The sequence below is a fragment of the Curtobacterium sp. MCLR17_036 genome (assembly GCF_003234445.2).
In the GTDB taxonomy this organism is placed as follows: Bacteria; Actinomycetota; Actinomycetes; order Actinomycetales; family Microbacteriaceae; genus Curtobacterium.
The window spans coordinates 2,393,949-2,417,940 of the sequence record NZ_CP126269.1 but is presented as its reverse complement, the minus strand read 5'-3'; the positions used below and the strand labels follow the sequence as shown (position 1 = coordinate 2,417,940).

Genomic DNA, 23,992 nt, shown 5'->3' with positions numbered 1-23,992 from the left:
GCGGCGCGGGGGGCGGCGCGGCGGGGGAGTCGGTGGTGGGGGAGCCGGTGGTGGTCGTGGGGGCCGTCACCCGACCGATCCTACGGTCGCGCGTCGCCGCTCACCTGCGGCCCGGGCACGGCCGTGGCGTCCGCCGCACCGTCGACGACGTCGGACGGCGCCGCGGCGTGCATGGGCGTCGCGCTGCCCGGGGCGGTGGCCTCGCCGGTGCGCTCCGGGTGGTAGACCCACACCTTGTACAGCCAGAACCGGAAGACCGCGCCGAGCACGAGCCCGACGATGTTCGCGACGTTGTCGGCCAGCACCGACGTCAGCCCCATCGCGTAGTGCGACACCGCCAGGCAGGCGAGCGCGATGACCATGCCGCCGAGCGACACGACGACGAACTCGATGCCCTCGCGGGTGGCGACGGCGCGGCGCTGCTCGCGGAAGGTCCAGTAGCGGTTGCCCATCCAGTTCACGAAGATGGCGACCGCGGTCGAGACCACCTTCGCCCAGAACGGACCCGAGTGGACGTCCGCCGGGTCGAGCACCGTGCTGCGGAGGACGTTGAACACCGTCGTGTCCACGACGAAGCCGACCGCTCCGACGAGGCCGAAGCGTGCGAACTGGGCGATGAGGCGCCGCACGAGCCCTCCAGGATCCGTAGAGTTGGGACGGGTCACGCACCGCGGACCCGAAGAACGATTGTAGACAACGCGCTCTCGCCGCCCGGTGTGAGTGCCGGAAGGATCACACAGCATGGCGTTGCGCGTCGGGGTCATCGGCGGAGGACAGCTCGCACGGATGATGGTGCCCGCCGCCGTCGAACTCGGCATCGACATCCGGGTCCTCGCCGAGGGGCCGGACATGTCCGCCGCGATCGCGGCGACCGCCGAGGGCGACTACCACGACGTCGAGACCGTGCTCGCGTTCGCCCGCCAGGTCGACGTCGTCACCTTCGACCACGAGCACGTGCCGCAGGACGTCCTCCGCGCACTCGTCGACGCCGGCGTCGCCGTCCGCCCCGGCCCGGAGCCCCTCGCCGTCGCACAGGACAAGATCACCATGCGCACCCGCCTGACCGAGCTCGGGCTGCCGGTGCCGGACTGGGCGGCCGTGCACGACCAGGACGAGCTGCGCGCCTTCCTCGCCGACCACGGCGGTCGTGCGGTCGTGAAGACCCCGCGGGGCGGGTACGACGGCAAGGGCGTGCGGGTCGTCTCCGACGCCTCGGACGTCGACGACTGGTTCATCGCGACCGCCGAGGCCGGTGGCGACCAGGCCCTGCTCGTCGAGGAGCTCGTGCCCTTCACCCGCGAGCTCGCGCAGTCGGTGGCCCGGCGTCCCTCCGGCCAGGTCGTCGCCTGGCCGCTCGTCGAGACCGTGCAGCGCGACGGTGTCTGCGCCGAGGTCATCGCGCCGGCGCCGGACAGCGCCGGGCGCATCGCCGACCTGACCGAGTCGATCGCCGTCCGCATCGCCGAGGCGCTCGGCGTCACCGGGGTGCTGGCCGTCGAGCTGTTCCAGACCGACGACGAGCGCATCCTCATCAACGAGCTCGCGATGCGCCCGCACAACACCGGGCACTGGACCATCGACGGCGCCACCACGAGCCAGTTCGAGCAGCACCTGCGTGCCGTCCTCGACCTGCCGCTCGGCGCGACCGGCGCGTTCGCCCCCGCCTCGGTGATGATCAACGTCCTCGGCGGTCCGGCGGACGGCGACCTCGCCGCGCGCTACCCGGCAGCACTCGAGGCGTTCCCCGAGGCGAAGTACCACTTCTACGGCAAGGCCCCGCGCCCGGGTCGCAAGATCGGCCACGTCACCGTCATCGGCGACGACGTCGACGACGTCGTCTACCGCGCACGGGCGGCCGCAGCGCACTTCGACGACTGAGCGGCGGCCCGTCGACGTGACGGGGACCGGACGGGAGGCCCGTGGCGGGCGCCGCCACGGGCCTCCCGTCCGTCACGGGGTCGCGACCCGGACGTCCGGGACGGTCCCCAGGAGTGCCGACACCCCCTCGGGTGGCACCCGCTCTGGCGGGTGGTGACGCCGCCGACCGCGTGTTCCCATGGACCGGTCAGGGGTCGACCGTCCGAGGAGTGTGTCCATGCACCGCCGTCCGCGCCGTGCCGTCGTCTGCGCCGCCGCCGTGGCGCTCACCGCCGTCGTCGGGGCGCTGCTGCCGACGACCACCGCGTCCGCCGCGACGTCCGCGACGTCCGCGACCGACATCCGTTCCGCGACCGCCGCGTCGCTGTACGGAGCCGGGCCGTACCGTTCCCCGACGAGCGAGGCCGCCAAGGCCGCGACCGCGCTCGCCGGGTCCGACGCGGCCGGTGCCTCGGCCGCGTCGACGATCGCCCGCTACCCGGTGGCGACCTGGCTCGGCGAGTGGGCGCAGGGCACGGTGCTGCGGAAGACGATCGACACCGCCGTCAGCGGGGCCGAGCAGTCCGGCACCACCGCGGTGTTCGTGCTGTACGCGATCCCGGACCGGGACTGCGGCGGGTACTCCGCCGGTGGGTTCGACGAGGCGTCCTACGACGCGTGGGTCGACCAGGTCACGGCCGCCGTCGCCGGACACCGTGTCGCGGTGATCGTCGAGCCGGACTCGCTCGCCATGCTCAGCAACGCCGCGTGCGACCAGGCCCTCGACCAGCAGCGCTACCGGATCCTGTCCCGCACGGTCGCCGGGCTGACCGCCGCCGGGGTGCCCGCCTACCTGGACGCCGGCAACTCGAACTGGGTCCAGCCGGCGACGATGGCCGCCCGCCTGGACAGTGCGGGCGTGCGGCAGGCGCGCGGGTTCTTCACCAACGTCGCGAACTTCTACCCGACCGCCCAGGAAGAGGCCTACGCGCAGAAGGTCTCCGCGGCGACCGGGGGCTCGCACTACGTCATCGACACCTCGCGGAACGGGCAGGGCTGGCGGGGCACCTGGTGCAACCCACCCGGCGCCGGACTCGGCACCACGCCGCGGGTCGTCGCGGACGGCACCGCGCTCGACGCCCTGCTCTGGGTGAAGACCCCGGGTGCGAGCGACGGCACCTGCAACGGCGGACCGGCCGCGGGGAAGTGGTGGTCGACGTACGCGCAGTCCCTCGTCGCGAACGCCCGACTCGGCGCGGCCACCCCGCAGATGTCGCCGCGCGGCTCCCTCGAACTCGTGGCCGGATCGGGCGGCGGCGTGCGCGTGCGCGGCTGGGCGTACGACGAGGACGACCCGACGCAGCCCGTCCGGGTCCGCGCGACGGTCGACGGGGCCGCGGCCGGCAGCATCGCCGCCGACGCCGACCGGTCCGACGTCGACGCTTCCGCAGGGGTCGGCCGGTCCCACGGGTTCGACGTCGTGGTGCCCGCGGCGGCCGGTCCGCGCCGCGTCTGCGTCACGGCGGTCTCGATCGGCGCCGGGGACGACACCGCGCTCGGCTGCGCCACGGCGCGGGCCTACCGACACGACCCCTACGGCGCGCTCGAGTCCGCGCGGGTGGCGGCGGCCGGCATCGCGGTGACCGGGTGGGCCTTCGACGGCGACGCCGTCGAGTCGGCGACGACCGTGGCGGTGACCGTCGACGGCAGGACGGTCCGCTCGCTGTCCGCCGGGGTCACCCGCGCCGACGTGCAGCGGACGTGGGGATCGGGCGCGGCCCACGGGTTCAGCGGCACGGTGCCCGTCGGCGCGGGGAAGCACCGCGTGTGCGCCGTCGCGCGGAACACCGGAGCGGGCGCCGACCGGTCCGTCGGCCCGTGCCGGACGGTGACGGTGCCCGTCGCCGCCCCGGTCGGCAAGCGCGAGTCCGTGACGGCCGGTACCGCCGGCCGGGTCTCGGTCCGGGGCTGGGCCTTCGACCGCGACGCCCTCGGGCGGTCCGTCTCCGTGCGGGTCACCGTCGGCGGCCGGTCCGTCGGCACCCTGGTGGCCGACCGCACGCGGAGCGACGTCGACCGCGTGCACAGCAGCGGCGCACGGCACGGCTTCGCGGGGTCGGTCCGCGTGGCGGCCGGCAAGCGCTCGGTGTGCCTGACCGCCGTCGGCATCGGCCGCGGCGGGGACACCGCGCTCGGGTGCAGCACGGTACGGGTGCGCTGAGCCGCTGAGCCGCTGAGCCGCTGAGCCGCTGAGCCGCTGAGCCGCTGAGCCGCTGAGCCGCGGGGCCGCACGGCGCCGCCGGGGCGGTGCGGGTGCGCTGAGCCGCGCGTGCGCGGGCCCGCAGGTCTCCGCGGCGCCGCCGGGCCGGTGCGGGTTCCTGGTCGGCGTGCCGGTCGTGCGCGGCGGTGCGGGAGAATGGGCCGCATGCCGCGTGATCTCGCCCGCCGGGCCGTCCGACGACTCCGCCGTGCGGTGCTCGGGGCGCCACCGGCACCCGCCCCGCTCCCGGTGCTCGGGTACGTCGTGGCCGGCACCGACGGGGCGCACCCCGCTTCGGCGCACGTCCGGGTCGTCCGCCGCGTCGAGCACCTGGCCGCGGGTGGGAGCGCCACGGTCCGCCAGGTCGACCCCGCGGCGTTCGTGTCCGGCGCCGACACCACCGGGTACGCGGCCGTGCTCGTCCAGCGCGACGTCCTGCCGGTCGCCAGCGTGCAGCCGTTCCTCGACGCGGCAGCGGCCCGAGGGGTGCGGGTCGTGGCCGAGGTCGACGACGACTTCTTCACCGCCTCGGGCCGACAGCGGCTGGCCCGTGCCGAGTACGACCCCGACCGGCTCGCGTCGATCGACGCGATCGTCCGCGGCGCCGACACCGTCGTCGTGAGCACCCCGGAGCTCGCCGAGGTCGTCCGGCCCGTGGCCCGGAGCGTCGCGGTCGTCCGGAACGCCCTCGACCCGGGGCTCTGGACCCCGGGGGAGCCCGCTTCCGACGACGACCGGCCCCGCGGCGAGCACCGGGTCCTGTACATGGGCACGCTCACCCACGCCGACGACCTCGCGCTGCTGCACGACGTCTTCACCGACCTCAGGACGACCGACGGCACGCCGATCCGGCTCGAGGTCATCGGCGTCACCGAGGACGACGGCGCCGACTGGTACCGCCGGCTCGAGGTTCCCGACGGCCACTACCCGGCCTTCTCGCGCTGGCTCGTCGCGCACCGGCAGCGGTGGCGTGCCGGTGTCGCCCCCCTGCGCGACGAGGAGTTCAACCGCGCGAAGAGCGACCTGAAGTTCCTCGAGTACACCGCGCTCGGGATCCCCGCGGTCGTCTCGGACCGCCCCTCGTACGCCGCGGCCCGACAGCACGGCGCCGTCGCGGTCCCCGACGACACCGCGGCGTGGCGGGAGGCCGTGCGCGCCGCGGTCGAGCACGGCAGGGCCGACGAGGGCGCTGCCCGGTGGGTCGCGACGGAGCGGACGATCGGCCGCGACGGCGACTCCTGGCGGCGGGTGCTGCTCGGCTAGGCTCGTCGCGTGACCGACACCGACGCCCCCGTCCAGCCGCTCGTCTCGATCATCATGGGGTCGGACTCCGACTGGCCGACCATGCGCGCGGCGGCGGACATCCTCGCCGAGCTCGGCATCCCGTTCGAGGCCGACGTCGTCTCGGCCCACCGCACCCCCGACAAGATGACCCGGTTCGCCCGCGAGGCCGCCGGGCGGGGCATCCGCGTCGTCATCGCCGGAGCGGGCGGTGCCGCGCACCTGCCGGGCATGGTCGCGTCGATGACGACGCTCCCGGTGATCGGCGTGCCGGTGCAGCTCGCCCGTCTCGACGGTCTCGACTCGCTGCTCTCGATCGTGCAGATGCCCGCGGGCATCCCGGTCGCGACGATGGCGATCAACGGTGCGGCGAACGCCGGCCTGCTCGCCGCGCGGATCATCGGCTCGTCGGAACCCGCCGTCGCCGCCCGCCTCGCCGAGTACGCGGACGGGCTCGAGCGGCTGGTCGAGGAGAAGGCCGCGCGCCTGCGCGACTCGATCTAGCGGTCGCTGCGGCGTCGGTCGCCGAGGTCCGGGGCCCCCGCCGCGTCGAAGGGCGTGCCGGCGGTGAGCATGCCGTACGCGATAGCGGTCGTCCGGTCCGCACACGCCCGGTCAAGCGTCCGCGTCGCGGTCCGCACGGGCTCGCCCGTGATCGGTCTGCCGCACTCCTCGCACCGTGTCATGCGCGCTACCGTAGCGGCATGTCCGCTCGTCTGCGTCGTCTCGTGCCCGTCCTCGTGCTGGCAGCGGTCGTCGTCGTCGCGGCGGTCGTGTGCGTCGCCGAGCTCGCCGCCGCCGGCCCGCTGAACCCGGTGGCGTCGTGGACCGGAGCGACCGGGGACCACCTCGTGGCCACCAAGAGCCAGTTCGAGGAGTGGACCTCCGCGCGGACGGTCGCCGTCGTCGCCGCCGTCGTCGCGGTGGTCGCCGCCGTCGGCACGGTCGTGGTCACCGTCGTGACGCGTCGCCGCGACCGGCCCTGAGTCACCACGGGCACCGTCCCGAGCGGCTGGACCCGACACCGGCCGAGCACCGGAACCGGCACCGGCACCGCACCGGCCCCGCGCCGGCACCGGCACCGGCACCGGCTCGGCGCTACTACTCCTGACCCTGACCCTGAGCCGGCCCGCCAGCCCACCAGCTCGCCCTCCAGACCACCGGCACGCCGGCACCGCGGCACGCGCCAGCACGTCGGCATCGCGGCGCAGCTGCGCGGTGGCGCGCAGGCACGGCGGCACCTCGGCGCGGCGCCCCGGGGGATCCGGCGGCCCGACGGCCCGTCGGAGCGGGCGCCGCCGGGCCGCCCCGGTCGCCGCCGACGGAGGGTCCCCCCCCGTCCGGGTCGCGCGTGGACTGGGGGCGGTGCCCGTCGTGCCGCCGAACTAGCGTGATCCGCGGGTGGCCGCCGACCGGGCCCCCGACGCCCGACGGACGGGCGTGGACCGTCACGTCAGGGAGTGACCAGCCCATGCAGGACCGTGCCTCGAGACGAGCGAGCCTCGCCGTCGTCCTCCTCGGTGCCGCGCTCGTCGCCGGCGGTCTCGTCCCGGTGGCGCCGGCCGCGGCGAGTTCCGCGCCCCGCGGCGACGTGGGGAACTTCCGACAGACGGTCCGCGAGCAGTTCAGCACGAAGGCGGCGGCCGGCGGCCAGTTCGCGCGGACCTACGCGAAGACCTGGCAGCCGTACCCGGACGGCACCGGCGGCATGTACTTCTCCGGGTCGCAGGTCAGCGCGCACGACGGGTACATGGACGTCCGGCTCGACGGCAAGCGGGGCGCTGCGGGGACCTTCGGCACGCCGAAGGGCGCGTGGTCGCACAAGGGCGGCAAGTTCACCGTGCGGGCGAAGGCCACCGGCGGCGACGGCAACGGTGCGGCGTTCATGCTCTGGCCGTCGTCGGACGTCTGGTCGGACGGCGAGATCGACTACCCGGAGGGCAACTTCGACGCCCGGCCGATGGTCCACCACCACTCGATGCGCCCGGGTCGCGAGGCCACGGCGACGAGCACCGACACCGGCGTGGACTGGCGCCGCTGGCACACCTACTCGATCGAGTGGATCCCCGGCAAGCTCGTGCGCTACCGGCTCGACGGCAAGGTGATCAGCACGGTCACGCACGACGTGCCCCGGACCGAGCACCGGTACATGTTCCAGACCGGCGACTGGGGCGCGTCCGGGCACCTGTACATCGACTGGTACAGCACCTACACGTACGTGCGGCGCTGACCGACGTCAGAGGTCGGCGTGCAGCTGCCAGGTCTCGGCGGCGGCGTCGCTCCAGTCGTACATGCGTGCGCGGTCCGGCCCGGCGACGGCGAGGCGCTCGGCCAGGTGCGGGTCGTTGACGACCTGGTACACGGCCTGTGCGAGGCGCTCCGGGTAGGACTCCCGCGGCGACCGGGCGACGGTCACGCCGGCGTCGGACGCGACCTCGGCGACCGCCGGGTCGTCCGAGTGGATGACCGGGGTGCCGAAGGACATCGCCTCGACCACGGGCAGGCCGAAGCCCTCGGCCAGGCTCGGGAACACGAACACCGTCGCACGGTCGTAGACGACCGCCAGGTCGGCGTCGTCGATGCGGCCGAGCACCTTGAGTCGGTCGCGGGACAGCCCGGCGCGCTCGGCGGTCCCGTAGACGTCGACGTCGCCCCAGCCGTCGGGGCCGGACACGACGAGCGGGATGTCGGTCGGTGCGTCGGGGTGCACCATCGCCTCGATGAGGGACGACAGCGCCTTGCGGGGTTCGAGCGTGCCGACCGCGAGCACGTAGCGGTCGGGCAGTCCGAGGCGCTCGGCACGCAGGTCGGCGTCGACGGGCAGGCGGAGCCGTCCGCTCGGGGCGCCGCCGATGACGCGCAGGCGGTCGTCGAAGCGGTGGATCTCGTTGAGGGCCCCGGCCACCGCGTGGGTCGGGACGACGACCGCGTCGGCGTACTTCCAGGCCCGCTTCACCATCGCCTTGTGGAAGTGCACGCCGCGGGTGGTGAGGGTCTCCGGGTTGGTCCACGGCACCGTGTCGTGCACCGTGACGACGGTCTGCCGACCCGGGTCCTGGAAGCGGTCGTGCTTCACCAGGGGAGCGAGCACGCTCGGCGCGTGGACCATGCCCTTGGCGATGCCGCCGACGAAGCCGCCCTGCCAGGCGAGCGAGAGCTCACGACGGGGCAGCGGCAGCCGGTCGAGCGCGGCGAGTCCCGGCAGCAGCGTGCGCAGGTGGTCCATGTCGTCGGAGCCGACGGCCGACACCACGCCGACGACGTCGCAGCCGCTCGGTGCCTGGTCGACCAGGTGTCGCGCCAGCTCTTCGGCGTACCGACCGATGCCGCCCGGCACGGGGGCGACGACCTGGTCGACGAGCACGTGGAGCGTGGTCATGGTGCGGGTCTCCTCGTCGTGGTCGGGCGGGACGTGGTCCCGGCATCCGGCTGCCCGACACTACCAGGGCGAGCGGAGCGCGCCCTGGGCGGGACGGGAGGCCCGGCTCACGTCCGACGACGTCGGTGACGTGATCCGGGCCTCCTGGCAGAGCGCCGTGGCTAGGCCGTCAACGCACCTGCGGCGACCGCGGCGCGCAGCGCGTCGCGCCAGTCGCGCATGGGCGAGAGCCCGGCGCGCGACCAGCCGTCGTGACCGAGCACGCTGTAGGCGGGGCGCGGAGCGGGCCGGACGAACGCGGTGCTGTCCGTGGGCAGGACGCGGTCCGGGTCGAGCCCGAGCTCGCGGTAGATCGCCTGTGTGAAGTCGAACCACGAGCCCTGGCCGGCGTTCGTGCCGTGGTAGGTGCCGGCGGGCGCGTCCGAGTCGACGAGCTCGACGATCCGGGCGGCGAGGTCGCCGGTCCACGTCGGCTGTCCGACCTGGTCGGTGACGACGCTGACGGTGTCGTGCGACCCGGCGAGCCGCAGCATCGTGGCGGCGAAGTTCGGGCCGTGCGCGCCGTAGATCCACGCGGTGCGGACGACGTACGAGCTGTCCGGGGCGATCTCGCGGACGAACGCCTCGCCCGCGGCCTTCGTGCGGCCGTAGGCGTTGACCGGATCGGTGGGGGCGTCCTCGGCGTAGGGCGCGGTCCCGTGGCCGTCGAACACGTAGTCCGTCGACACCGTCACGAGCTTCGCGCCGTGCCGGACCGCCGCCTCGGCGAGGAGCCGCGGCCCGGTCGCGTTGACCGCGTACGCGTCGTCCTCGTGCGTCTCGGCGTCGTCGACCTTCGTGTACGCGGCGGAGTTGACGACGACGTCGTGCCCGGCGACGGCGGCGTCCACCGCGACCGGGTCGGTGATGTCGAGCTCCGCACGGGACAGCGCGGTGACGTCGCGACCGGCGAGCGCGGCCTGCAGGTCACGGCCGAGCATGCCGGCGGCGCCGGTGATGAGCCAGCGGGTCACGCGATCGCCGCGCGTTCCTTGAGCGGCTCCCACCAGGCGCGGTTGTCGCGGTACCACTGCACGACGTCGGCCAGGCCCTGCTCGAACGGCACCTGCGGCTCGTAGCCGAGCTCGGCCTGGATCTTCGAGATGTCGACCGAGTAGCGCAGGTCGTGGCCGAGGCGGTCGGCGACGCGCTCGACGGACGACCAGTCCTTCCCGGTGGCGTCGAGCAGCAGCTGCGTGAGCTCCTTGTTGGTGAGCTCGGTGCCGCCGCCGATGTTGTAGACCTCGCCGGCGCGGCCGCGGGTCAGGACCATCGCGATGCCGCGGGTGTGGTCGTCGACGTGCAGCCAGTCGCGGACGTTGTTGCCCTCGCCGTAGAGCGGCACCTTCTTGTCATCGATGAGGTTCGTGACGAAGAGGGGGATGACCTTCTCGGGGAAGTGGTACGGCCCGTAGTTGTTCGAGCAGCGCGTGATCGAGAGGTTCAGCCCGTGCGTGCGGTGGTAGCTGCGGGCGAGCAGGTCGCTGCCGGCCTTCGACGCCGAGTACGGCGAGTTCGGCTCGAGCGGGCGCTCCTCGTCCCACGAGCCCTCGCTGATCGAGCCGTAGACCTCGTCGGTGGAGACGTGCACGAAGCGCTCGGTGCCGTGCCGGAGCGCGGCGTCGAGCAGGCGCTGGGTGCCGACGACGTTCGTCTCGACGAAGATGCCGGAGTCGCGGACCGAGCGGTCGACGTGGGACTCGGCGGCGAAGTGCACGATGGCGTCGACGCCGGGGACGACCTCGTCGAGCTTCGCGGCGTCGCGGATGTCACCGTGCACGAAGGTGTAGCGGGGGGAGTCGGCGACCGGGGCGAGGTTCGCCTCGTTGCCCGAGTACGTCAGTGCGTCGTAGACGACGACCTCGGCGCCCTCGAGGCCGGGGTACGCGTCCTCCAGCGTGCGGCGGACGAAGTTCGAGCCGATGAAGCCGGCTCCTCCGGTGACGAGGATCTTCACGGGTGCTCATTCCTTGTGGTCGGTGCGACGGTCGGCCGCGATTCTAGCGGGGAGTCGGTCGTGGGCCGGGCGGGAGCCGCGGCGCGGTCGGTGCCGGGCACGCCGTCGGCACGGGCTCGGGGCGTGCCCGGCCCCGGCGTCTCGTCGGTCGGGGCGCGCGTCGGAGCGGTCGGGGTGCGCGTCTGGTCGGTCGCGGTGCGCGTCGGGTCGGTCGGGGTGCCCGCGGCGGTGCCGGTGGCGGTGCTCGCCGCGGTGCCCGTCGCGCGCCAGAGCAGGACGGTGCTGACGAGGGCGGCGGCCACGAACAACGCGCACGCCAGCGCTGCCGTGTACGGCCCGGCGACGGAGCCGCCGGCGAAGGCCGAGGCCCCGGCGCGGCTGATCCGGAACTGGCTGGCCTCCCATGCGCCGCGGTAGCAGACGCCGATGCCGTACAGGCCGATCGCGTACGCCGCCACGGCACCGCCGCGAGCGAGCCGGCGGCGCAGCTCGGGGCGCACGACGAGGGCGTGCCAGGCGACGACCTGGCCGAGCACGAGCGCGACGATCGCGACGAACAGGAACCGGCCCTGCTGGCCGTTGCCCAGGTGGGTGCCGAGGTAGTTCCGCCAGTTGTAGGCGAGCGTGGCGACGAGGACGAGCACGGGCCAGACGAGCACGACGGTCGTGACGCGCCGGGTGGCGGTGCGCCGAGCCGTCGACCACGCGAGGACGGTGAGCGCACCGATCGCGAGCACGTCGAGCAGGGCGGCTGGCAGCGGCCACTGGTTCGCGCCGAACGACCCGAAGAACGTGGTGGTGAGCCCGTCCCACTGCCGGCCGGCGAACGCCCCGGGGTTCACCCCACCGGGGCCGTAGGGCTGCACCTCGGTGACGCCGCGCAGGGCGTCCGGCACCGGGGTACCGCTCACGAGCACCGTGCGGACCCACCACCAGCCGGACACCGCCGCGGCGGCGACGACCACGACGGCGGCGTGCAGGACACGTCGCACGACGGGGCGGCCGGGGGTCAGCAGCAGCACGGCCGCGGCGAACGGCACCGCGAGCAGGCCGAGCGCGTTGAGCGACGCGAGCCCGGTCACGGCGACGGCGAGCCCCGCGGTGGTCCACCAGGAGCGGTCGCCGGTGAGCACGCGGGTGACGAGCCAGACGAGCACGGCGCCGAGCAGCACCATCGGCGCCCAGACCGTGACCCCCGACGTCACCTGGGCGAGCTGCGGCACGGCGAAGAGCACCAGCGGTGCGACGAGCGCGGTCCGCGGTGAACGGGTCACCCGCCGGACGGTCGCCCAGACGAGCACCGGCAGCGCGGTCACCAGGACGACGTCGAACAGGCGCAGGACGAGCACCGCGTGGCCCCAGTCGAGCGCTCCGAAGCGCACGACCCGCAGGACGCCTGCGGCCACGAGCCAGTACGTCGGCGGGTTCTGGGACATCGGGTCGACCGCGGGGGAGTCGCCGGGCGTCGCCGCGAGCAGGGCGTCGACGGAGAGCCGGTCGACCGCGGGGACGGGCTGCTCGACGACCTGGCGGATCGCGGCGAGGTAGTGCATCTCGCCCGGGTGCGGCCAGCCGAGCCCGAGTGCGAGCCGGAAGGCCGCGTCGACGTGCGCGGGCTCGTCCGGGGCACCGAGCACCGGGGTGACGAGGGCGAAGGTCAGCAGGAACGCGAACCAGGCAAGCGTCAGGGTGCCGAGCAGGAGCCAGGTGCTGCGGCGGGGGCTCATGCCTGCACCTCCGGTCGGCGCAGGAACCGCACGAGCAGCACGGCCGTCGCGACGAGGGCGGCTGCGGCAACCGTCGCCAGGGTGAAGGCGCCGCCGGCCGCGAGCGTCCCGGTGCGGTCGAAGGAGCGGACGACGGCGTCGTCGATCCAGAACGCGGCGTCCTGGCCGAAGGCCCGGAGCGCGTAGACCACGCCGTACAGGCCGAGGGCCATCGCGGCGACGGCGATCCCCACGGCCAGGCGGGTCCGGCCGGCCGCGGTGACGGTGACCCGCCGCCACGCCAGGGCGCTCAGTGCGACGAGGGCGAGCAGCGTCGGGTAGTAGTAGCGCCCCTGGGTCCCGGCGACGATGGTGTTCCGCAGGTAGCCGCCCCACCCGCTCTGCATGTGCAGGGCGATGAGCACCACCGGGTACGACGCCAGCACGACGGCCGGACGCAGCAGCGCACCGCGTCGGAACGCCCAGATCACGATGCCGGCCAGGCACACGACGGTCAGCCCGTCGATGACGAACTGCGCCAGCTGGAACTGCGTGAGGCCGCCGACGCTGCCCCAGAACGTCCGGCTCACCCCGTTCCAGTAGTCGCGCAGGAAGATCTCCGGGCTCGCCCCGGTGCCCTCGGGGAACGGCTTCGGCGGCCGGGCGTACGGCGCCAGGCCGTCGGGCTGGACCTGGTGGAACACGAGCAGGTTGCGCAGCCACCACCACGCGCCGACGACGGCGGCGAGGCCGAGCGTCCACAGCGTCCGGAGCACGTTCCGCCACACGGTGGCGCGGGTGCAGCCAGCGGCCATCACGGCGATCGCCACGAACGGGATCGCGGGCAGCGCGGTGCCCTTCACCAGCAGCATCGCGCCGAGGAACAGCGCGATCCAGATCGTGGTGCGCACGCGCAGGTCGCCGGTCAGCAGCCGGACGACGAAGTACACCAGGGCACCGGCGAGCGGCAGCATGAGCGCGTCGTTCGTGACCGAGGCGCCGATGGCCGCGATCTCCGGCACGCCGACGATCACCGCACCGGCGACCAGGGCGGCGCGGGGCGACCGGGTCAGCCGTCGGACGGTCGCCCAGGCGAGGAACGGCAGCGGCAGGACGAGCAGGGCGTCGAAGAGGCGGAGCACCAGCACCGCCAGGTCCCAGCGGAGGTCCTCGAAGTGCACCAGGTGCAGGACGCCGGCGGCCAGTGCGTAGTACGTCGGCGGGTGCTGCGACATCTGGTCGATGCTCGTCGGCGCGGTCCCCGGGTGCTCGCGGAGCAGCTCGCCCCAGGTCTGGTGCTGCGACGCCGGTTCGCGCAGGTTCGCGTCGAGCGAGGCGTTCGTGGCGGCGAGGTAGTGCAGCTCGCCGGGGTCGGCCCAGTCCGTGCCGATCGCCACGTGGAGCACCGCGTCCACGTGGGTCGGCTCGTCCGGCGCCTTGTACGTCGTGGTGACGACCGCCCAGACCGCGAGCACCGCGGCGAAGGCGATCGTCAGGGCGATGACGACGACACGCTCGGCGCGTCCGACGGAGGGGCGCCCCACACCCGTCCCGGACACGACCGGAGTCATGTCAGTCGCCATACCGCTGCAGTTTCTGCAGGTCGAGCTGCTCCTCGGCCAGCGTGCGGTTCAGGCGCGTGAGGTCGGCCACGACGCCGATGACGATCGAGAGCAACGCCGTGATGAGCAGGACCACCCCGAGGATGATCGACTGCAGGTGGTTGCCGCCGGTGTTCATCGCGAGCAGCACGAGGTACCGGATGAGCGGCCAGAGCCCCAGGGCGCCGAGCACCACGCTCACCCAGGCGAAGAGCGCCATCGGCCGGTACATCAGGTAGACGCGGGCGATCGCCGACCCGGACTCGAACATGTGCTGGAAGATGTTGCTGAAGAGGCGGGACTCGCGCGTCTTCGGGTTCGTCGTGATCGGCACCGACGCGATCGCCAGGCGCTTGTAGCCGGCCTGCACGATGGTCTCCATGCAGTAGCTGAAGCGCGTCACGATGTTGAGGCGGATGAGCGAGTACTTCGAGTACGCGCGGAACCCGCTCGCCGCGTCCGGCAGGTCGAGACCGGCCGCGCGGCTGGCCACCCAGGACCCGAAGCGCTGCATGAGCTTCTTGAAGCCGGAGAAGTGCTCGATCGTGCGCGTCTGGCGGTCGCCGATGACGATCTCGGCCTCCTTGCGGAGGATCGGCTGCACGAGCTCGGCGATCTGTGCCTGCGGGTACTGGTTGTCGCCGTCGGTGTTCACGACGATGTCCGCGCCGTGCAGCAGGGCGTAGTCGACCCCGTCACGGAACGAACGGGCGAGGCCCATGTTCGTGGTGTGGTGCACGAAGTGCTTGACGCCGTGCTCCTTCGCGACCTCGACGGTGCGGTCCGTGCTGCCGTCGTTGATCACCAGGATCTCGATCTCGTCGATGCCGTCGATCTCCGTCGGGATGGAGTCGATGACGCTGGCGAGGGTGTTCTCCTCGTTGAGGCAGGGGATCTGGACGAATAGCTTCACAGGCTCGCTCGGTCTCGTTTCGGGGCGTCGCAGTGCGCAGGGCGCAGGGCACAGAACCAGGACAGCCTATGCGATCCGCCACCCTTGCTAGGCTTCCCCGGTGCAGATCCGCGAACTGAAGATCCCCGGCGCGTGGGAGTTCACGCCCGTCCAGCACGGCGACGCACGAGGAGCGTTCCTCGAGGCGTACCGGGCCGACGTCGTCGAAGACACGGTCGGCCACCCGCTGGACCTCCGCCAGGTGAACATGTCGATCTCGTCGGCCGGCGTCGCGCGGGGGATCCACTACGCCCTCGTCGCCCCGAGCCAGGCGAAGTACGTCACCGCGGTCCGCGGGGCGTTCATCGACTACATCGTCGACATCCGCGTCGGGTCGCCGACCTTCGGCCAGTGGGACTCGGTCCGGATCGACGACGTCGACCGCAAGGCCGTCTACCTGTCCGAGGGGCTCGGCCACGCGATCGTCGCGCTCGAGGACCGGTCGACCGTGAACTACCTGGTCAGCGCGCACTACGACCCGCAGCGCGAGAAGGGGATCACCATCCTCGACCCGACGGTCGGGCTGGAACTGCCGGACGGCATCGGCGAGCCGGTGCTCTCCGAGAAGGACACGACCGCGCCGACCCTCGAGGAGGCCGCGGCCCAGGGCCTGCTGCCGACCTACGAGGAGTGCATCGCGTACACCGAGTCGCTCCGGACGAAGAAGTAAGGGAAAGCGATGAAGGGCATCATCCTCGCCGGCGGTTCCGGCACGCGCCTCTGGCCGATCACCAAGGGCATCAGCAAGCAGCTCATGCCGATCTACGACAAGCCGATGGTCTACTACCCGCTGTCGACGCTCATGATGGCGGGCATCCGCGAGGTCCTCGTCATCACGACCCCGGAGTACAACGAGCAGTTCAAGGCGCTGCTCGGCGACGGCTCCGCGCTCGGCATGGCGATCCAGTACGCCGTGCAGCCCTCGCCGGACGGCCTGGCACAGGCCTTCGTCATCGGTGAGGACTTCATCGGCGACGACAGCGTCGCACTCGTCCTCGGCGACAACATCTTCCACGGCACCGGCCTCGGCACCAACCTGCGGAAGAACACCGACGTGCAGGGCGCGACGATCTTCGCGTACCACGTGGCCGACCCGAAGGCGTACGGCGTCGTCGAGTTCGACGACGACTTCACCGCGGTCTCCATCGAGGAGAAGCCCGCCGAGCCGAAGTCGAACTACGCCGTCCCCGGCCTGTACTTCTACGACAACAAGGTCATCGAGATCGCGAAGACGATCGAGCCGAGCGCCCGTGGTGAACTCGAGATCTCGACCGTCAACGAGCGCTACCTCGAGGCCGGCGAGCTCGGCGTCCAGGTCCTCGACCGCGGCACCGCCTGGCTCGACACCGGCACGTTCGAGTCGATGATGCAGGCCTCGGAGTACGTGAAGGTCATCGAGGACCGGCAGGGCTTCAAGATCGGCTGCATCGAGGAGATCGCCTGGCGCAACGGCTGGATCGACGACGCACAGCTCGCCGAGCTCGCCGCGCCGCTCGTCAAGGGCGGCTACGGCGTCTACCTCCAGCGACTGCTCGGCGCGTAGTCACCGTCGTGGCGTCGGGCACCGGGTGGTTCGGTCGCCGTCGCGACCCCTCCGGCCGGGAGGCCCGCCCCGCGTCGCCGACGTCGGCTGACGTCGACGGGGCGGCCGGGTCGCAGGACGCCGCGCCGCGGTCCGCCGCCGAGGTCACGGTGCTCGTCACCACGCGCTCGGACCGGCACGCCGAGGTCGCTCCGCTCGTCGCCGTCGCGCGCCGGGCGTTCGGCCGCTCCGCCGACGTCCGCGCGGTGAGCTACGTCGCCGACGCCTCGCCGGTCGCCCCGTTCGGCCGCGGTGTGCCCTGGGTGCGTCGCACCCCGGTCGACGGCCTCGGCGCGGCGATCGACGCCGGCGTCGCCGGCGGGGTGGGCAGCACCCTCGTGCTCGTCGACTCGTCGGTGCAGGTCGACGTCCCCACGCTCCGTGCCCTCGCCGCCGCCGGCACCGTCGCCCAGGCGCGTGTCCGGCTGCCGGACGGCACGGTGCGGTCGGGCGCCCGGCTCCTCCGCCCCGGGGCGCTGCCGTGGTCCGACGACCGCGCCGACGTCGACACCGTGTTCGCGGCGGACCAACCGGTGCTCTCGGTGCCGGGGGCGGCGCTGGTGCCGGCCCCGGGCCTCCCGGACGAACGCACCACCCTGGCTGCCTGGACCCGCGCGGTCGCCGACGTGCACGGTGGACCGGTGCGCGTCGTCGGCGACGCGACCCGCTCCGTCGAACCCGGCCGCACGGTCGACGCCGCGACGGTCGACGCCGTCAGCGCGTGGCGCGACCGCGGACCGGAGGGCGCGGACGTCGTCGCGGGCCCGCCGCTGCCGCCGTGGGGCGCGCGACCGGTGTCACCAGCCGTACGGACGACGGCCACGGGGGAGCGACTCGCCTGGTCGCTGAAGATCGCCGCACCCGCCGGACCCGAGGGCGACGGCTGGGGCGACGTGCACTTCGCTGCCGAGCTCGCCGGGGCACTCGAGCGGCTCGGGCAGCGGGTCCGTGTCGACCGGCGCGACGCCCACGTGCGGGACGACGACACGTCCGACGACGTGACCCTGGTCGTCCGCGGGCTCGACCGGGTGCCGCCGAACCCGGCGTCGGTGAACCTGCTCTGGGTGATCAGCCACCCCGACGACGTCGCCGACACCGAGCTGCGGTCCTTCGACGCGGCCTTCGCGGCCGGGCCGGTGTGGGCGGCGGCGGCCGCTGCCCGCGCCGGCGTGCCGGTCCGCACCCTGCTGCAGGCGACCGATCCCGCGGTGTTCCGACCGGGGGCGCTCGGCCCGGCGGGTCCGGATGCCGGGCACGTGGTGTTCGTCGGGTCGACGCGGGGGGCCGCTCGGCCGGTGGTCTCCGACGCGGCGGCGCTCGGTGCCGACCTGCGGGTGCACGGTCCGGGGTGGGAGCCGCTCGTGCCGTCCACGATGCTCGGCGAGCCGTCGTTGTCGCGTGCCGAGGTCGCGCGTGCCTACGCCTCGGCGCGTCTCGTGCTGAACGACCACTGGCCGGACATGGCGTCGGGGGGCTTCGTCTCGAACCGCGTGTTCGACGTGTTGGCGTCCGGGGGAGTCGTCGTGACGGACCCGGTGGCCGGGCTGGCCGAGGTGCTCGACGTACCGACCCTGGCGGTGGCACGCTCGCGCGAGGAGCTCGCCGACCTGCTCGACCCGGCGCACGCCTGGCCGACCGCCGCCGAGCGGGCCGCGGTCGCCGAGCACGTCGCCGCCGAGCACTCCTTCGACGCCCGGGCCCGGGTGCTGCTCGAGGCCGCCCGCGCCGAGCGCGCCCGCCTGCGGCGGTAGGGCCGCGCGGCGACGGCGCGTCGCTGTCGCTGGTGCCTGCCGGCGCGGCCGCCGTCTCGCGGCGGGTGCGCGCGCTGCGCACAACCAAAGTGCATTCGCGCCGCGCAACCGCGCGGTTCGGACGCACTTCGGTTGTGCGGCGCGCGTTCGCGTCAGCGGCGCGGCCCCGCGGCCACGCTGCCCCGCGGCCCCGAGCTACTTCCGCGTCACCCAGCGGGCGCGGAGCGACAGGCCCGCGTGCAGGGCGACGCGCAGGGGCCAGAGCCACCACGACCGGTACTTCCGCGACAGGAAGCGGTACGCGCTGCGGTGGTGCTCGATCTCCATGCGGCGCCGGTTCGACGACGTCGAGTGTGCGCCGGTGTGGGTGACGACGGCGGAGGGCACGTAGACGTTCGCCCGGCCGGACCGTCCGACGCGCTGCCCGAGGTCGACGTCCTCGAAGTACATGAAGTACGACTCGTCGAAGCCGTCGAGCTCGCGGAACAGCGACGTGCGGATGAGGAAGCACGCGCCGGAGAGCCAGCCGGCCTCGCGCTCGACGACCTCGGTGGTGGACCAGTAGCGCTGGCTCCAGGGGTTCGCGGGCCAGAAGCGCGAGAACGCCGCGTGGCCGAGGCCGGTCCGGAGCGAGGGGAGCTGCCGCGCGGACGGGTAGGTCTCGCCCTGCTCGTCGAGGATCCGCGGGCCGAACGAGCCGCCGGACGGCAGCCGGTCGGCGGCGGCGACGAGCTCGTCGATCGAACCGGGGGCGAGCACGACGTCGGGGTTCGTGACGAGCAGGAACTCGGGCTGCACGTCGGGCAGGACGTCGTCGAGGGCGCTCAGCGCCGCGTCGATGCCCCCGCCGTACCCGCGGTTGCCGCCGGAGGACACCACGACGGCGCCGTAGGACTCGCCGATCGCGCGCAACGCGTCGACGTCGGTCGAGCCGTTGTCCGCGATGACGACGGCGACGGGATCCGTCGACGCCGCGGCGACGCTCGCGAGGAACGGCCGGATGGTCTCGCCGGTGTTGTAGGTGACCGTCAGCACCGCGACCCGGATCACCGCGGGGCCCCGTCCCGGACCCCGGCCCCGGCGACGTCGGTGTAGGCGGCGACGTGCACGGCGGCGGTGGCCTCCCACGTGAACGAGGCGGCCCGGGCCAGCGCGGCCGCGCGGTGCGACGCGACGAGCGACGGGTCGTCGAGCAGCTCCGTCATCGCGGCGGCCAGCGCGGGAGCGGAGGGCTCGGAGTACACCGCCGCGTCGCCGCCGACCTCGGGCAGGGACAGTCGGCGGGTGGTGAGGACGCACGCGCCGGAGGCCATCGCCTCGACCACGGGCAGGCCGAAGCCCTCGCCGAGGGACGGGTAGACGACGAACTCGGCGCCGCCGAGGTAGCCGGCGAGGTCCTCGAGGGGCAGGTAGCCGGCCTCGATGACGTGGTCGGCGTCCTGCAGGGTGTCGAGCCGCTCGACGGCTGCGGTGTCCCAGCCGCGGGCGCCGGAGAGCACCAACCACGGGGTGTCGGGCCGTTCCCGCCGCACGGACGCGTAGGCGTCGAGCAGCGCGGTGACGTTCTTCCGCGGCTCGATCGTGCCGAGGAACGCGATCCAGGCCGCCCCCTCGGGCAGGGTCGCGGCGATCCGTGCGTCCTCGACCTCGGCGGTGGACGGTTCGTGGAACACGGCGCGGTCGACCCCGAGCGGGGCGACCCGGACGTCGGCGCGGATGCCGGGGACGACCCGGGCGGCCTCGGTCGCGGTGGCGGCGCTCGGCACGACGACGACCGGGCGGGTGCGCAGGGACCGGCGGCTCCACCACGTGAAGAACGTGCGCTTCAGGCGGGAGTGCCACTCGGGGTTCGAGAAGAAGGTGGCGTCGTGCAGGGTGACGACCGAGCCGCCGCGCCAGCCGAAGGGGAACGTGTAGTGCGGCGAGTGCAGCACCCGCGCACCGAGCCGACGGCCGAGCGCCGGCAGGCCGGTCTGCTCCCACAGGAACCGGAGCGGCACGGAGTCGGTCCACCGCGGGGCGGTGTGCACGGTGACGCCGGGGGCGATCGCGCTGAAGTGCGCGGCGTGCACCGGTCGGACGACCAGGTGGACGTCGAGTGACGGGTCGGTCAGGTGCGACACGACCCCCTCGACGTAGCGGCCGACGCCGCCGAGGTTCTCCGGTACCGCTGTTCCGTCGACGAGGACGGTGAGCTGCGGCACGCGGGGGTCCTTCCGTGCGGACTGGTCGCGGCCGGGGCCGTCGACGGGGGAGTGACCAGGATAGCCCGAGCCGCTCATGCGCCCGTGTCGATCCGGCGGCGCGGGACCGAGGCGCGACGCGTCTCGCGGAGCCGCCGCGCCAGGTGCGACGGGAGCGCCCCGGCGACGTCGACGAGCGCTGCCAGGACGAGCCGGGCCTCCCGTCCGGAACGTCCGGAATGTCCGGAACGACCGGAACGACCGGAACGACCGGAACGACCGACCACCAGCCCGCGGACCCCGCGCACCAGGGTGCGGGCGGCCGCCCGCAGCACCGTCGGCCACGGCGCGTGCCAGAGCGCGACGACCAGCCGGTTGCGGGCGTTGCGGAAGACGAACAGGTCGCTCTGCACCCCGGAGGACGCCGAGTGGTCGTGCTCCACGACGGCGTCGGCCGCGTGCTCGACCCGCCAGCCGCGGCGGCGGAGCCGCCAGGCGAGCTCGGTGTCCTCGTAGTACATGAACAGGGACTCGTCGAGCAGGCCGACGTCGTCGAGCGCGCTCCGTCGGAGCGCGGACGCGCCGCCGGAGAACCCGAAGACGTCGACGTCCGCGACACGGTCGGCCGGCGCGAACCAGTCGCGGTCCATGCCGTTGCCGTCGCGGTCGACCAGGACGCCGGTCGAGTTGAGCCGCACGTCGCCGTCCGGCGACGGCGTCCACGCGCGCCCGGTGTGGTCCCGCAGCACCCGCTGGTCGGGTTCGGGCGTGGCTCCGGCCGGGAGGCCCGTCCAGCGTCCGGCGAGCACGATGCGGCCCGTCACCGCCCCGACCTCGGGCCCCGCCTGCGCCAGGTGGTCGCGGAGCGCCGCGACGAAGCCCGCGGCGGGGACCGCGTCGTTGTTGAGCAGGACGACGGTCTCGGCGTCGGTGTGCCGGATGCCCGCGTTCGCACCGGTGGCGAACCCGCCGTTGTGGTCCAGCGCGACGACCGTGGCGTCCGGCAGCTCGCGCCGGAGCACCGCGAGGGAGTCGTCGGACGACCCGTTGTCGACGACGACGACCTCGTCGGCAGCGCCCTCGGCGAGCACGGCCCGGACGGCCGTCGTGGTCAGGTCGGCGCGCTCCCAGTTGACGACGACGACCGCGAGGCGGTTCGTGCCGTCGGTCGGGCTCAGTCGAGCTCCTCGATCGAGGGCCGCGCGTAGACGGTGCCGACGGCGTCGCCGAACGAGGGGACCTCGAACGAGTCGCACTCCGGCATGTCGTGCAGGTGGCGGCCGGCGGAGTCCATCATCGAGACGTTGACGAAGTACTTGCCGGTGCCGAAGGCGGTGTCGGCGATCCGCAGGCGGAGCTTCCGGCGACCGTGCAGCGGCTGCAGCGTCATGCCCATGATGCCCGTCGTCGTGCCGTAGACGACCTGGCCGCCGGCGTTGTTGATCTGCACCGCGGCCTCCCAGTCGTCGATGCCGTCCAGGTGCTCGAACTCCATGTCGACGACCAGGTCGTCACCCGGCAGGACGTCGGCCTTCGGCCCCTTGCCCTCGACCTGCACGCCCGCGCCGAGGACCCGGCCGCGCCCGACGGCGACGTCCGTGCTCAGCTCGCCCTGGCGGCGTTCCTCGAGGACCTCGCGGAACATGCTCACCGCGGCCACCGGGTCGCCGTCGTGCAGCACCTTGCCCTTGTTGAGCAGGACGACGCGGTCGCACATCTCCTGGACCTGGCTCAGGGAGTGCGTGACGATGATGATCGTCTTGCCGGCCTCCTGGAAGGTGCGGATGCGGTCGAGGCACTTGCGCTGGAAGGCCTCGTCGCCGACGGCCAGGACCTCGTCGACGAGCAGCACGTCGGGGTCGGTGTGCACGGCGACGGCGAACGCGAGCCGCACGTACATGCCCGACGAGTAGAACTTCACCTGGGTGTCGATGAAGTCGCCGATGCCCGAGAACGCCAGGATGTCGTCGAACTTCTCGTCGGTCTGGCTGCGGCTCAGCCCGAGCAGGCTCGCGTTCAGGTAGACGTTCTCGCGGCCGGACAGGTCGGGGTGGAAGCCGGCGCCGAGCTCGAGCAGCGCGGCGAGGCGACCACGGCGGGACACCGTGCCCGAGGTCGGCTGGATGATGCCGCCGATCGCCTTGAGCAGCGTCGACTTGCCGGAGCCGTTCTGGCCGATGAGCCCGACGGTCGAACCGGCCTGGATCGACACGGAGACGTCGTCGAGCGCCCAGAAGTCCTGGCGGTGCTTGCGGCCGGCGCGGCCGAGCGTGACGATGCGCTCGCGCAGGGTGTTGTCCTTGCGCACGGTGAAGCGCTTGCGCACGTGGTCGATGACGATGACGTCGGGGCGCTCGGTGGTGTCACCGGTCCCGACCGGGGCGACGGGGGTGCTGATGGCCATGGTCTACAGCTCCTGCGCGAAGTTGCCCTGCAGGCGGGAGAAGATCCGCTGCGCGCCGAGGAGGCACAGGACACCGATGACGAACGCGACGCCGAGGCGCAGCATCAGGTGGTCCGGGTACGTGACGTCCGCCGGGTCGTGCAGCCAGATCGCGTTCTGCATCCCGAGCACCGACAGGGTCAGCGGGTTGTTCGTGTAGACGGCGAGCAGCCAGTCGGTCTTCACCGTGGCGACGACCCGTGCGTACGCGTAGACGATCGGCGACGCCCAGAGCAGCACCATGAGGCCGACGTCGATGACGAACTGCACGTCGCGCAGGTACACGTTGAGCGCCGACAGCACCAGGCCGATGGCCGCGCCGTAGACCAGGATCACGGCGAGCGAGGGGATCAGGTAGAGCAGACCCTCGTGCCAGGGGAACACCCCGATCACCACCGTGGCGGCCAGCAGGATCGCGAACTGGATCGTGAAGTTCACCAGGGCCGCGCCGACGCTCGCCAGCGGGAAGACCTCACGTGGGACGTAGACCTTCTTGATGAGGCCGCTGTTGCCGACGATCGAGCCCGTGGACCCGGCGACGATCTCGCTGAACAGCGTGTAGGCGGTCAGGCCCGTGAAGACGTAGATCGCGAAGTTGTCGATGCCGTTGGCGGCGCCGAGCACCTGCCCGATGACGAAGTAGTAGATGAGGAGCTGCGTCAGCGGACGCACGAGCGTCCACACGAAGCCGAGGGCCGAGTCCTTGTACCGCGCCTTGAGGTCGCGGCGGACGAGCATGCCGAGCATCTCCCGCTGCCGGAAGACGTCGCGCAGTTCGCGCCAGGTCCCGCGGAAGGCGCTCGTCGGAGCGCCGATCACGACGAGGGGTTCCTCCGCGAGCGCGGTCATGCGTGCTTGGTCGACCATACGTCTCTTCGTTCGTGGGGGCAGGACCGGAACAGCATACTCACCGGGCCCGAGGGCGGGACCGCCGCGAGCGCGACAGTCGTCGGGTACCCCCGACCGGGGGTGATTCGTGACGAACCAACCCTCAACCTTGA

At 73.4% G+C, this 23,992-nt stretch carries 21 protein-coding genes; 9 read left to right on the top strand and 12 right to left on the bottom strand.

From position 1 onward, the window contains the following. Nucleotides 1–80: 80 nt before the first annotated feature. Nucleotides 81–629 carry a GtrA family protein gene (locus DEI99_RS11250; protein WP_258369288.1) on the bottom strand — a complete coding sequence of 183 codons (549 nt, stop codon included), beginning with the start codon at nucleotides 627–629 and terminating at the stop codon, nucleotides 81–83. 112 nt (nucleotides 630–741) lie between these two features. Between DEI99_RS11250 and DEI99_RS11245 the strand changes: the two genes are divergently transcribed. The 6 genes from DEI99_RS11245 to DEI99_RS11220 all read left to right on the top strand — a co-directional run bounded on the left by DEI99_RS11245 (nucleotide 742) and on the right by DEI99_RS11220 (nucleotide 7,628). Further along, entirely contained in the window at nucleotides 742–1,878 is a 1,137-nt protein-coding gene (locus DEI99_RS11245) for a 5-(carboxyamino)imidazole ribonucleotide synthase (RefSeq protein ID WP_111041190.1), read from the top strand. A gap of 217 nt (nucleotides 1,879–2,095) precedes the next feature. After that, complete coding sequence (locus tag DEI99_RS11240) at nucleotides 2,096–4,078, top strand: glycoside hydrolase family 6 protein (protein WP_181434383.1); 1,983 nt, start codon at nucleotides 2,096–2,098, stop codon at nucleotides 4,076–4,078. 204 nt (nucleotides 4,079–4,282) lie between these two features. Next, nucleotides 4,283–5,380 (top strand): glycosyltransferase, encoded by a 1,098-nt coding sequence (locus DEI99_RS11235; protein ID WP_146247078.1) that lies wholly within the window; start codon nucleotides 4,283–4,285, stop codon nucleotides 5,378–5,380. A 54-nt stretch (nucleotides 5,381–5,434) separates the two neighbouring features. Further along, nucleotides 5,435–5,902 (top strand): 5-(carboxyamino)imidazole ribonucleotide mutase, encoded by a 468-nt coding sequence (purE, locus tag DEI99_RS11230; RefSeq protein ID WP_175472241.1) that lies wholly within the window; start codon nucleotides 5,435–5,437, stop codon nucleotides 5,900–5,902. A 200-nt stretch (nucleotides 5,903–6,102) separates the two neighbouring features. Continuing rightward, on the top strand, nucleotides 6,103–6,384 hold the full coding sequence (locus tag DEI99_RS11225; protein ID WP_111041186.1) for a hypothetical protein: 282 nt from the start codon (nucleotides 6,103–6,105) through the stop codon (nucleotides 6,382–6,384). A gap of 485 nt (nucleotides 6,385–6,869) precedes the next feature. Further along, nucleotides 6,870–7,628 carry a glycoside hydrolase family 16 protein gene (locus DEI99_RS11220; protein ID WP_111041185.1) on the top strand — a complete coding sequence of 253 codons (759 nt, stop codon included), beginning with the start codon at nucleotides 6,870–6,872 and terminating at the stop codon, nucleotides 7,626–7,628. A gap of 6 nt (nucleotides 7,629–7,634) precedes the next feature. On the opposite strand, the gene DEI99_RS11215 is transcribed toward DEI99_RS11220, so the two are convergent. From DEI99_RS11215 to DEI99_RS11190, 6 genes are all read right to left on the bottom strand, one after another. Then, nucleotides 7,635–8,777 carry a glycosyltransferase family 4 protein gene (locus tag DEI99_RS11215; RefSeq protein ID WP_111041184.1) on the bottom strand — a complete coding sequence of 381 codons (1,143 nt, stop codon included), beginning with the start codon at nucleotides 8,775–8,777 and terminating at the stop codon, nucleotides 7,635–7,637. Between the two features lie 161 nt (nucleotides 8,778–8,938). Continuing rightward, complete coding sequence (rfbD, locus tag DEI99_RS11210) at nucleotides 8,939–9,790, bottom strand: dTDP-4-dehydrorhamnose reductase (protein ID WP_111041183.1); 852 nt, start codon at nucleotides 9,788–9,790, stop codon at nucleotides 8,939–8,941. Continuing rightward, nucleotides 9,787–10,773, bottom strand: a complete 987-nt coding sequence (rfbB, locus tag DEI99_RS11205) for a dTDP-glucose 4,6-dehydratase (protein WP_111041182.1) — start codon at nucleotides 10,771–10,773, stop codon at nucleotides 9,787–9,789. The genes rfbD and rfbB overlap by 4 nt, the downstream gene beginning before the upstream one ends. Continuing rightward, nucleotides 10,770–12,500, bottom strand: a complete 1,731-nt coding sequence (locus DEI99_RS11200; RefSeq protein ID WP_111041181.1) for a glycosyltransferase family 39 protein — start codon at nucleotides 12,498–12,500, stop codon at nucleotides 10,770–10,772. The genes rfbB and DEI99_RS11200 overlap by 4 nt, the downstream gene beginning before the upstream one ends. Continuing rightward, nucleotides 12,497–14,050 carry a glycosyltransferase family 39 protein gene (locus DEI99_RS11195; protein ID WP_181434382.1) on the bottom strand — a complete coding sequence of 518 codons (1,554 nt, stop codon included), beginning with the start codon at nucleotides 14,048–14,050 and terminating at the stop codon, nucleotides 12,497–12,499. The genes DEI99_RS11200 and DEI99_RS11195 overlap by 4 nt, the downstream gene beginning before the upstream one ends. Nucleotide 14,051: 1 nt before the next feature. Then, the gene (locus DEI99_RS11190; protein ID WP_071261627.1) at nucleotides 14,052–14,993 is read right to left on the bottom strand and encodes a glycosyltransferase family 2 protein; all 942 of its coding nucleotides are present in this window, start codon (nucleotides 14,991–14,993) and stop codon (nucleotides 14,052–14,054) included. Between the two features lie 100 nt (nucleotides 14,994–15,093). Between DEI99_RS11190 and DEI99_RS11185 the strand changes: the two genes are divergently transcribed. Genes DEI99_RS11185 through DEI99_RS11175 form a run of 3 tightly spaced genes read left to right on the top strand, consistent with a single transcriptional unit; the run spans nucleotide 15,094 to nucleotide 18,365 of the window. Next, a complete protein-coding gene (locus DEI99_RS11185; protein WP_071261629.1) occupies nucleotides 15,094–15,702 on the top strand; it encodes a dTDP-4-dehydrorhamnose 3,5-epimerase family protein in 609 nt (202 codons plus the stop codon). A gap of 9 nt (nucleotides 15,703–15,711) precedes the next feature. Continuing rightward, nucleotides 15,712–16,575, top strand: a complete 864-nt coding sequence (rfbA, locus tag DEI99_RS11180) for a glucose-1-phosphate thymidylyltransferase RfbA (protein ID WP_111041179.1) — start codon at nucleotides 15,712–15,714, stop codon at nucleotides 16,573–16,575. A gap of 8 nt (nucleotides 16,576–16,583) precedes the next feature. Next, nucleotides 16,584–18,365: a glycosyltransferase family protein gene (locus DEI99_RS11175; protein ID WP_111041178.1), complete on the top strand. Its 1,782-nt coding sequence runs from the start codon at nucleotides 16,584–16,586 to the stop codon at nucleotides 18,363–18,365. Nucleotides 18,366–18,560: 195 nt separating this feature from the next. Here the strand turns inward: DEI99_RS11175 and DEI99_RS11170 are convergent, their stop codons facing one another. From DEI99_RS11170 to DEI99_RS11150, 5 genes are all read right to left on the bottom strand, one after another. Continuing rightward, a complete protein-coding gene (locus DEI99_RS11170) occupies nucleotides 18,561–19,415 on the bottom strand; it encodes a glycosyltransferase family 2 protein (RefSeq protein WP_111041177.1) in 855 nt (284 codons plus the stop codon). Then, nucleotides 19,412–20,569, bottom strand: coding sequence for a glycosyltransferase family 4 protein (locus DEI99_RS11165; protein ID WP_220037120.1), 1,158 nt, complete (start codon nucleotides 20,567–20,569; stop codon nucleotides 19,412–19,414). The genes DEI99_RS11170 and DEI99_RS11165 overlap by 4 nt, the downstream gene beginning before the upstream one ends. A 74-nt stretch (nucleotides 20,570–20,643) precedes the next feature. After that, the gene (locus DEI99_RS11160) at nucleotides 20,644–21,804 is read right to left on the bottom strand and encodes a glycosyltransferase family 2 protein (RefSeq protein ID WP_111041175.1); all 1,161 of its coding nucleotides are present in this window, start codon (nucleotides 21,802–21,804) and stop codon (nucleotides 20,644–20,646) included. Then, entirely contained in the window at nucleotides 21,723–22,952 is a 1,230-nt protein-coding gene (locus DEI99_RS11155; RefSeq protein ID WP_111041174.1) for an ABC transporter ATP-binding protein, read from the bottom strand. Before DEI99_RS11155 ends, DEI99_RS11160 begins: the two co-directional genes overlap by 82 nt. 3 nt (nucleotides 22,953–22,955) lie before the next feature. After that, nucleotides 22,956–23,858, bottom strand: a complete 903-nt coding sequence (locus DEI99_RS11150) for an ABC transporter permease (RefSeq protein ID WP_111041173.1) — start codon at nucleotides 23,856–23,858, stop codon at nucleotides 22,956–22,958. Nucleotides 23,859–23,992: the final 134 nt, after the last annotated feature.

Excerpts from the sequence above, each read along its gene's own strand:
- DEI99_RS11245 (WP_111041190.1), top strand. The coding sequence starts at position 742 with ATGGCGTTGCGCGTCGGGGTCATCGGCGGAGGACAGCTCGCACGGATG.
- DEI99_RS11240 (WP_181434383.1), top strand. The coding sequence starts at position 2,096 with ATGCACCGCCGTCCGCGCCGTGCCGTCGTCTGCGCCGCCGCCGTGGCG.
- DEI99_RS11235 (WP_146247078.1), top strand. The coding sequence starts at position 4,283 with ATGCCGCGTGATCTCGCCCGCCGGGCCGTCCGACGACTCCGCCGTGCG.
- purE (WP_175472241.1), top strand. The coding sequence starts at position 5,435 with ATGGGGTCGGACTCCGACTGGCCGACCATGCGCGCGGCGGCGGACATC.
- DEI99_RS11225 (WP_111041186.1), top strand. The coding sequence starts at position 6,103 with ATGTCCGCTCGTCTGCGTCGTCTCGTGCCCGTCCTCGTGCTGGCAGCG.
- DEI99_RS11220 (WP_111041185.1), top strand. The coding sequence starts at position 6,870 with ATGCAGGACCGTGCCTCGAGACGAGCGAGCCTCGCCGTCGTCCTCCTC.
- DEI99_RS11215 (WP_111041184.1), bottom strand. The coding sequence starts at position 8,777 with ATGACCACGCTCCACGTGCTCGTCGACCAGGTCGTCGCCCCCGTGCCG.
- DEI99_RS11200 (WP_111041181.1), bottom strand. The coding sequence starts at position 12,500 with ATGAGCCCCCGCCGCAGCACCTGGCTCCTGCTCGGCACCCTGACGCTT.
- DEI99_RS11195 (WP_181434382.1), bottom strand. The coding sequence starts at position 14,050 with ATGACTCCGGTCGTGTCCGGGACGGGTGTGGGGCGCCCCTCCGTCGGA.
- rfbA (WP_111041179.1), top strand. The coding sequence starts at position 15,712 with ATGAAGGGCATCATCCTCGCCGGCGGTTCCGGCACGCGCCTCTGGCCG.
- DEI99_RS11155 (WP_111041174.1), bottom strand. The coding sequence starts at position 22,952 with ATGGCCATCAGCACCCCCGTCGCCCCGGTCGGGACCGGTGACACCACC.
- DEI99_RS11150 (WP_111041173.1), bottom strand. The coding sequence starts at position 23,858 with ATGGTCGACCAAGCACGCATGACCGCGCTCGCGGAGGAACCCCTCGTC.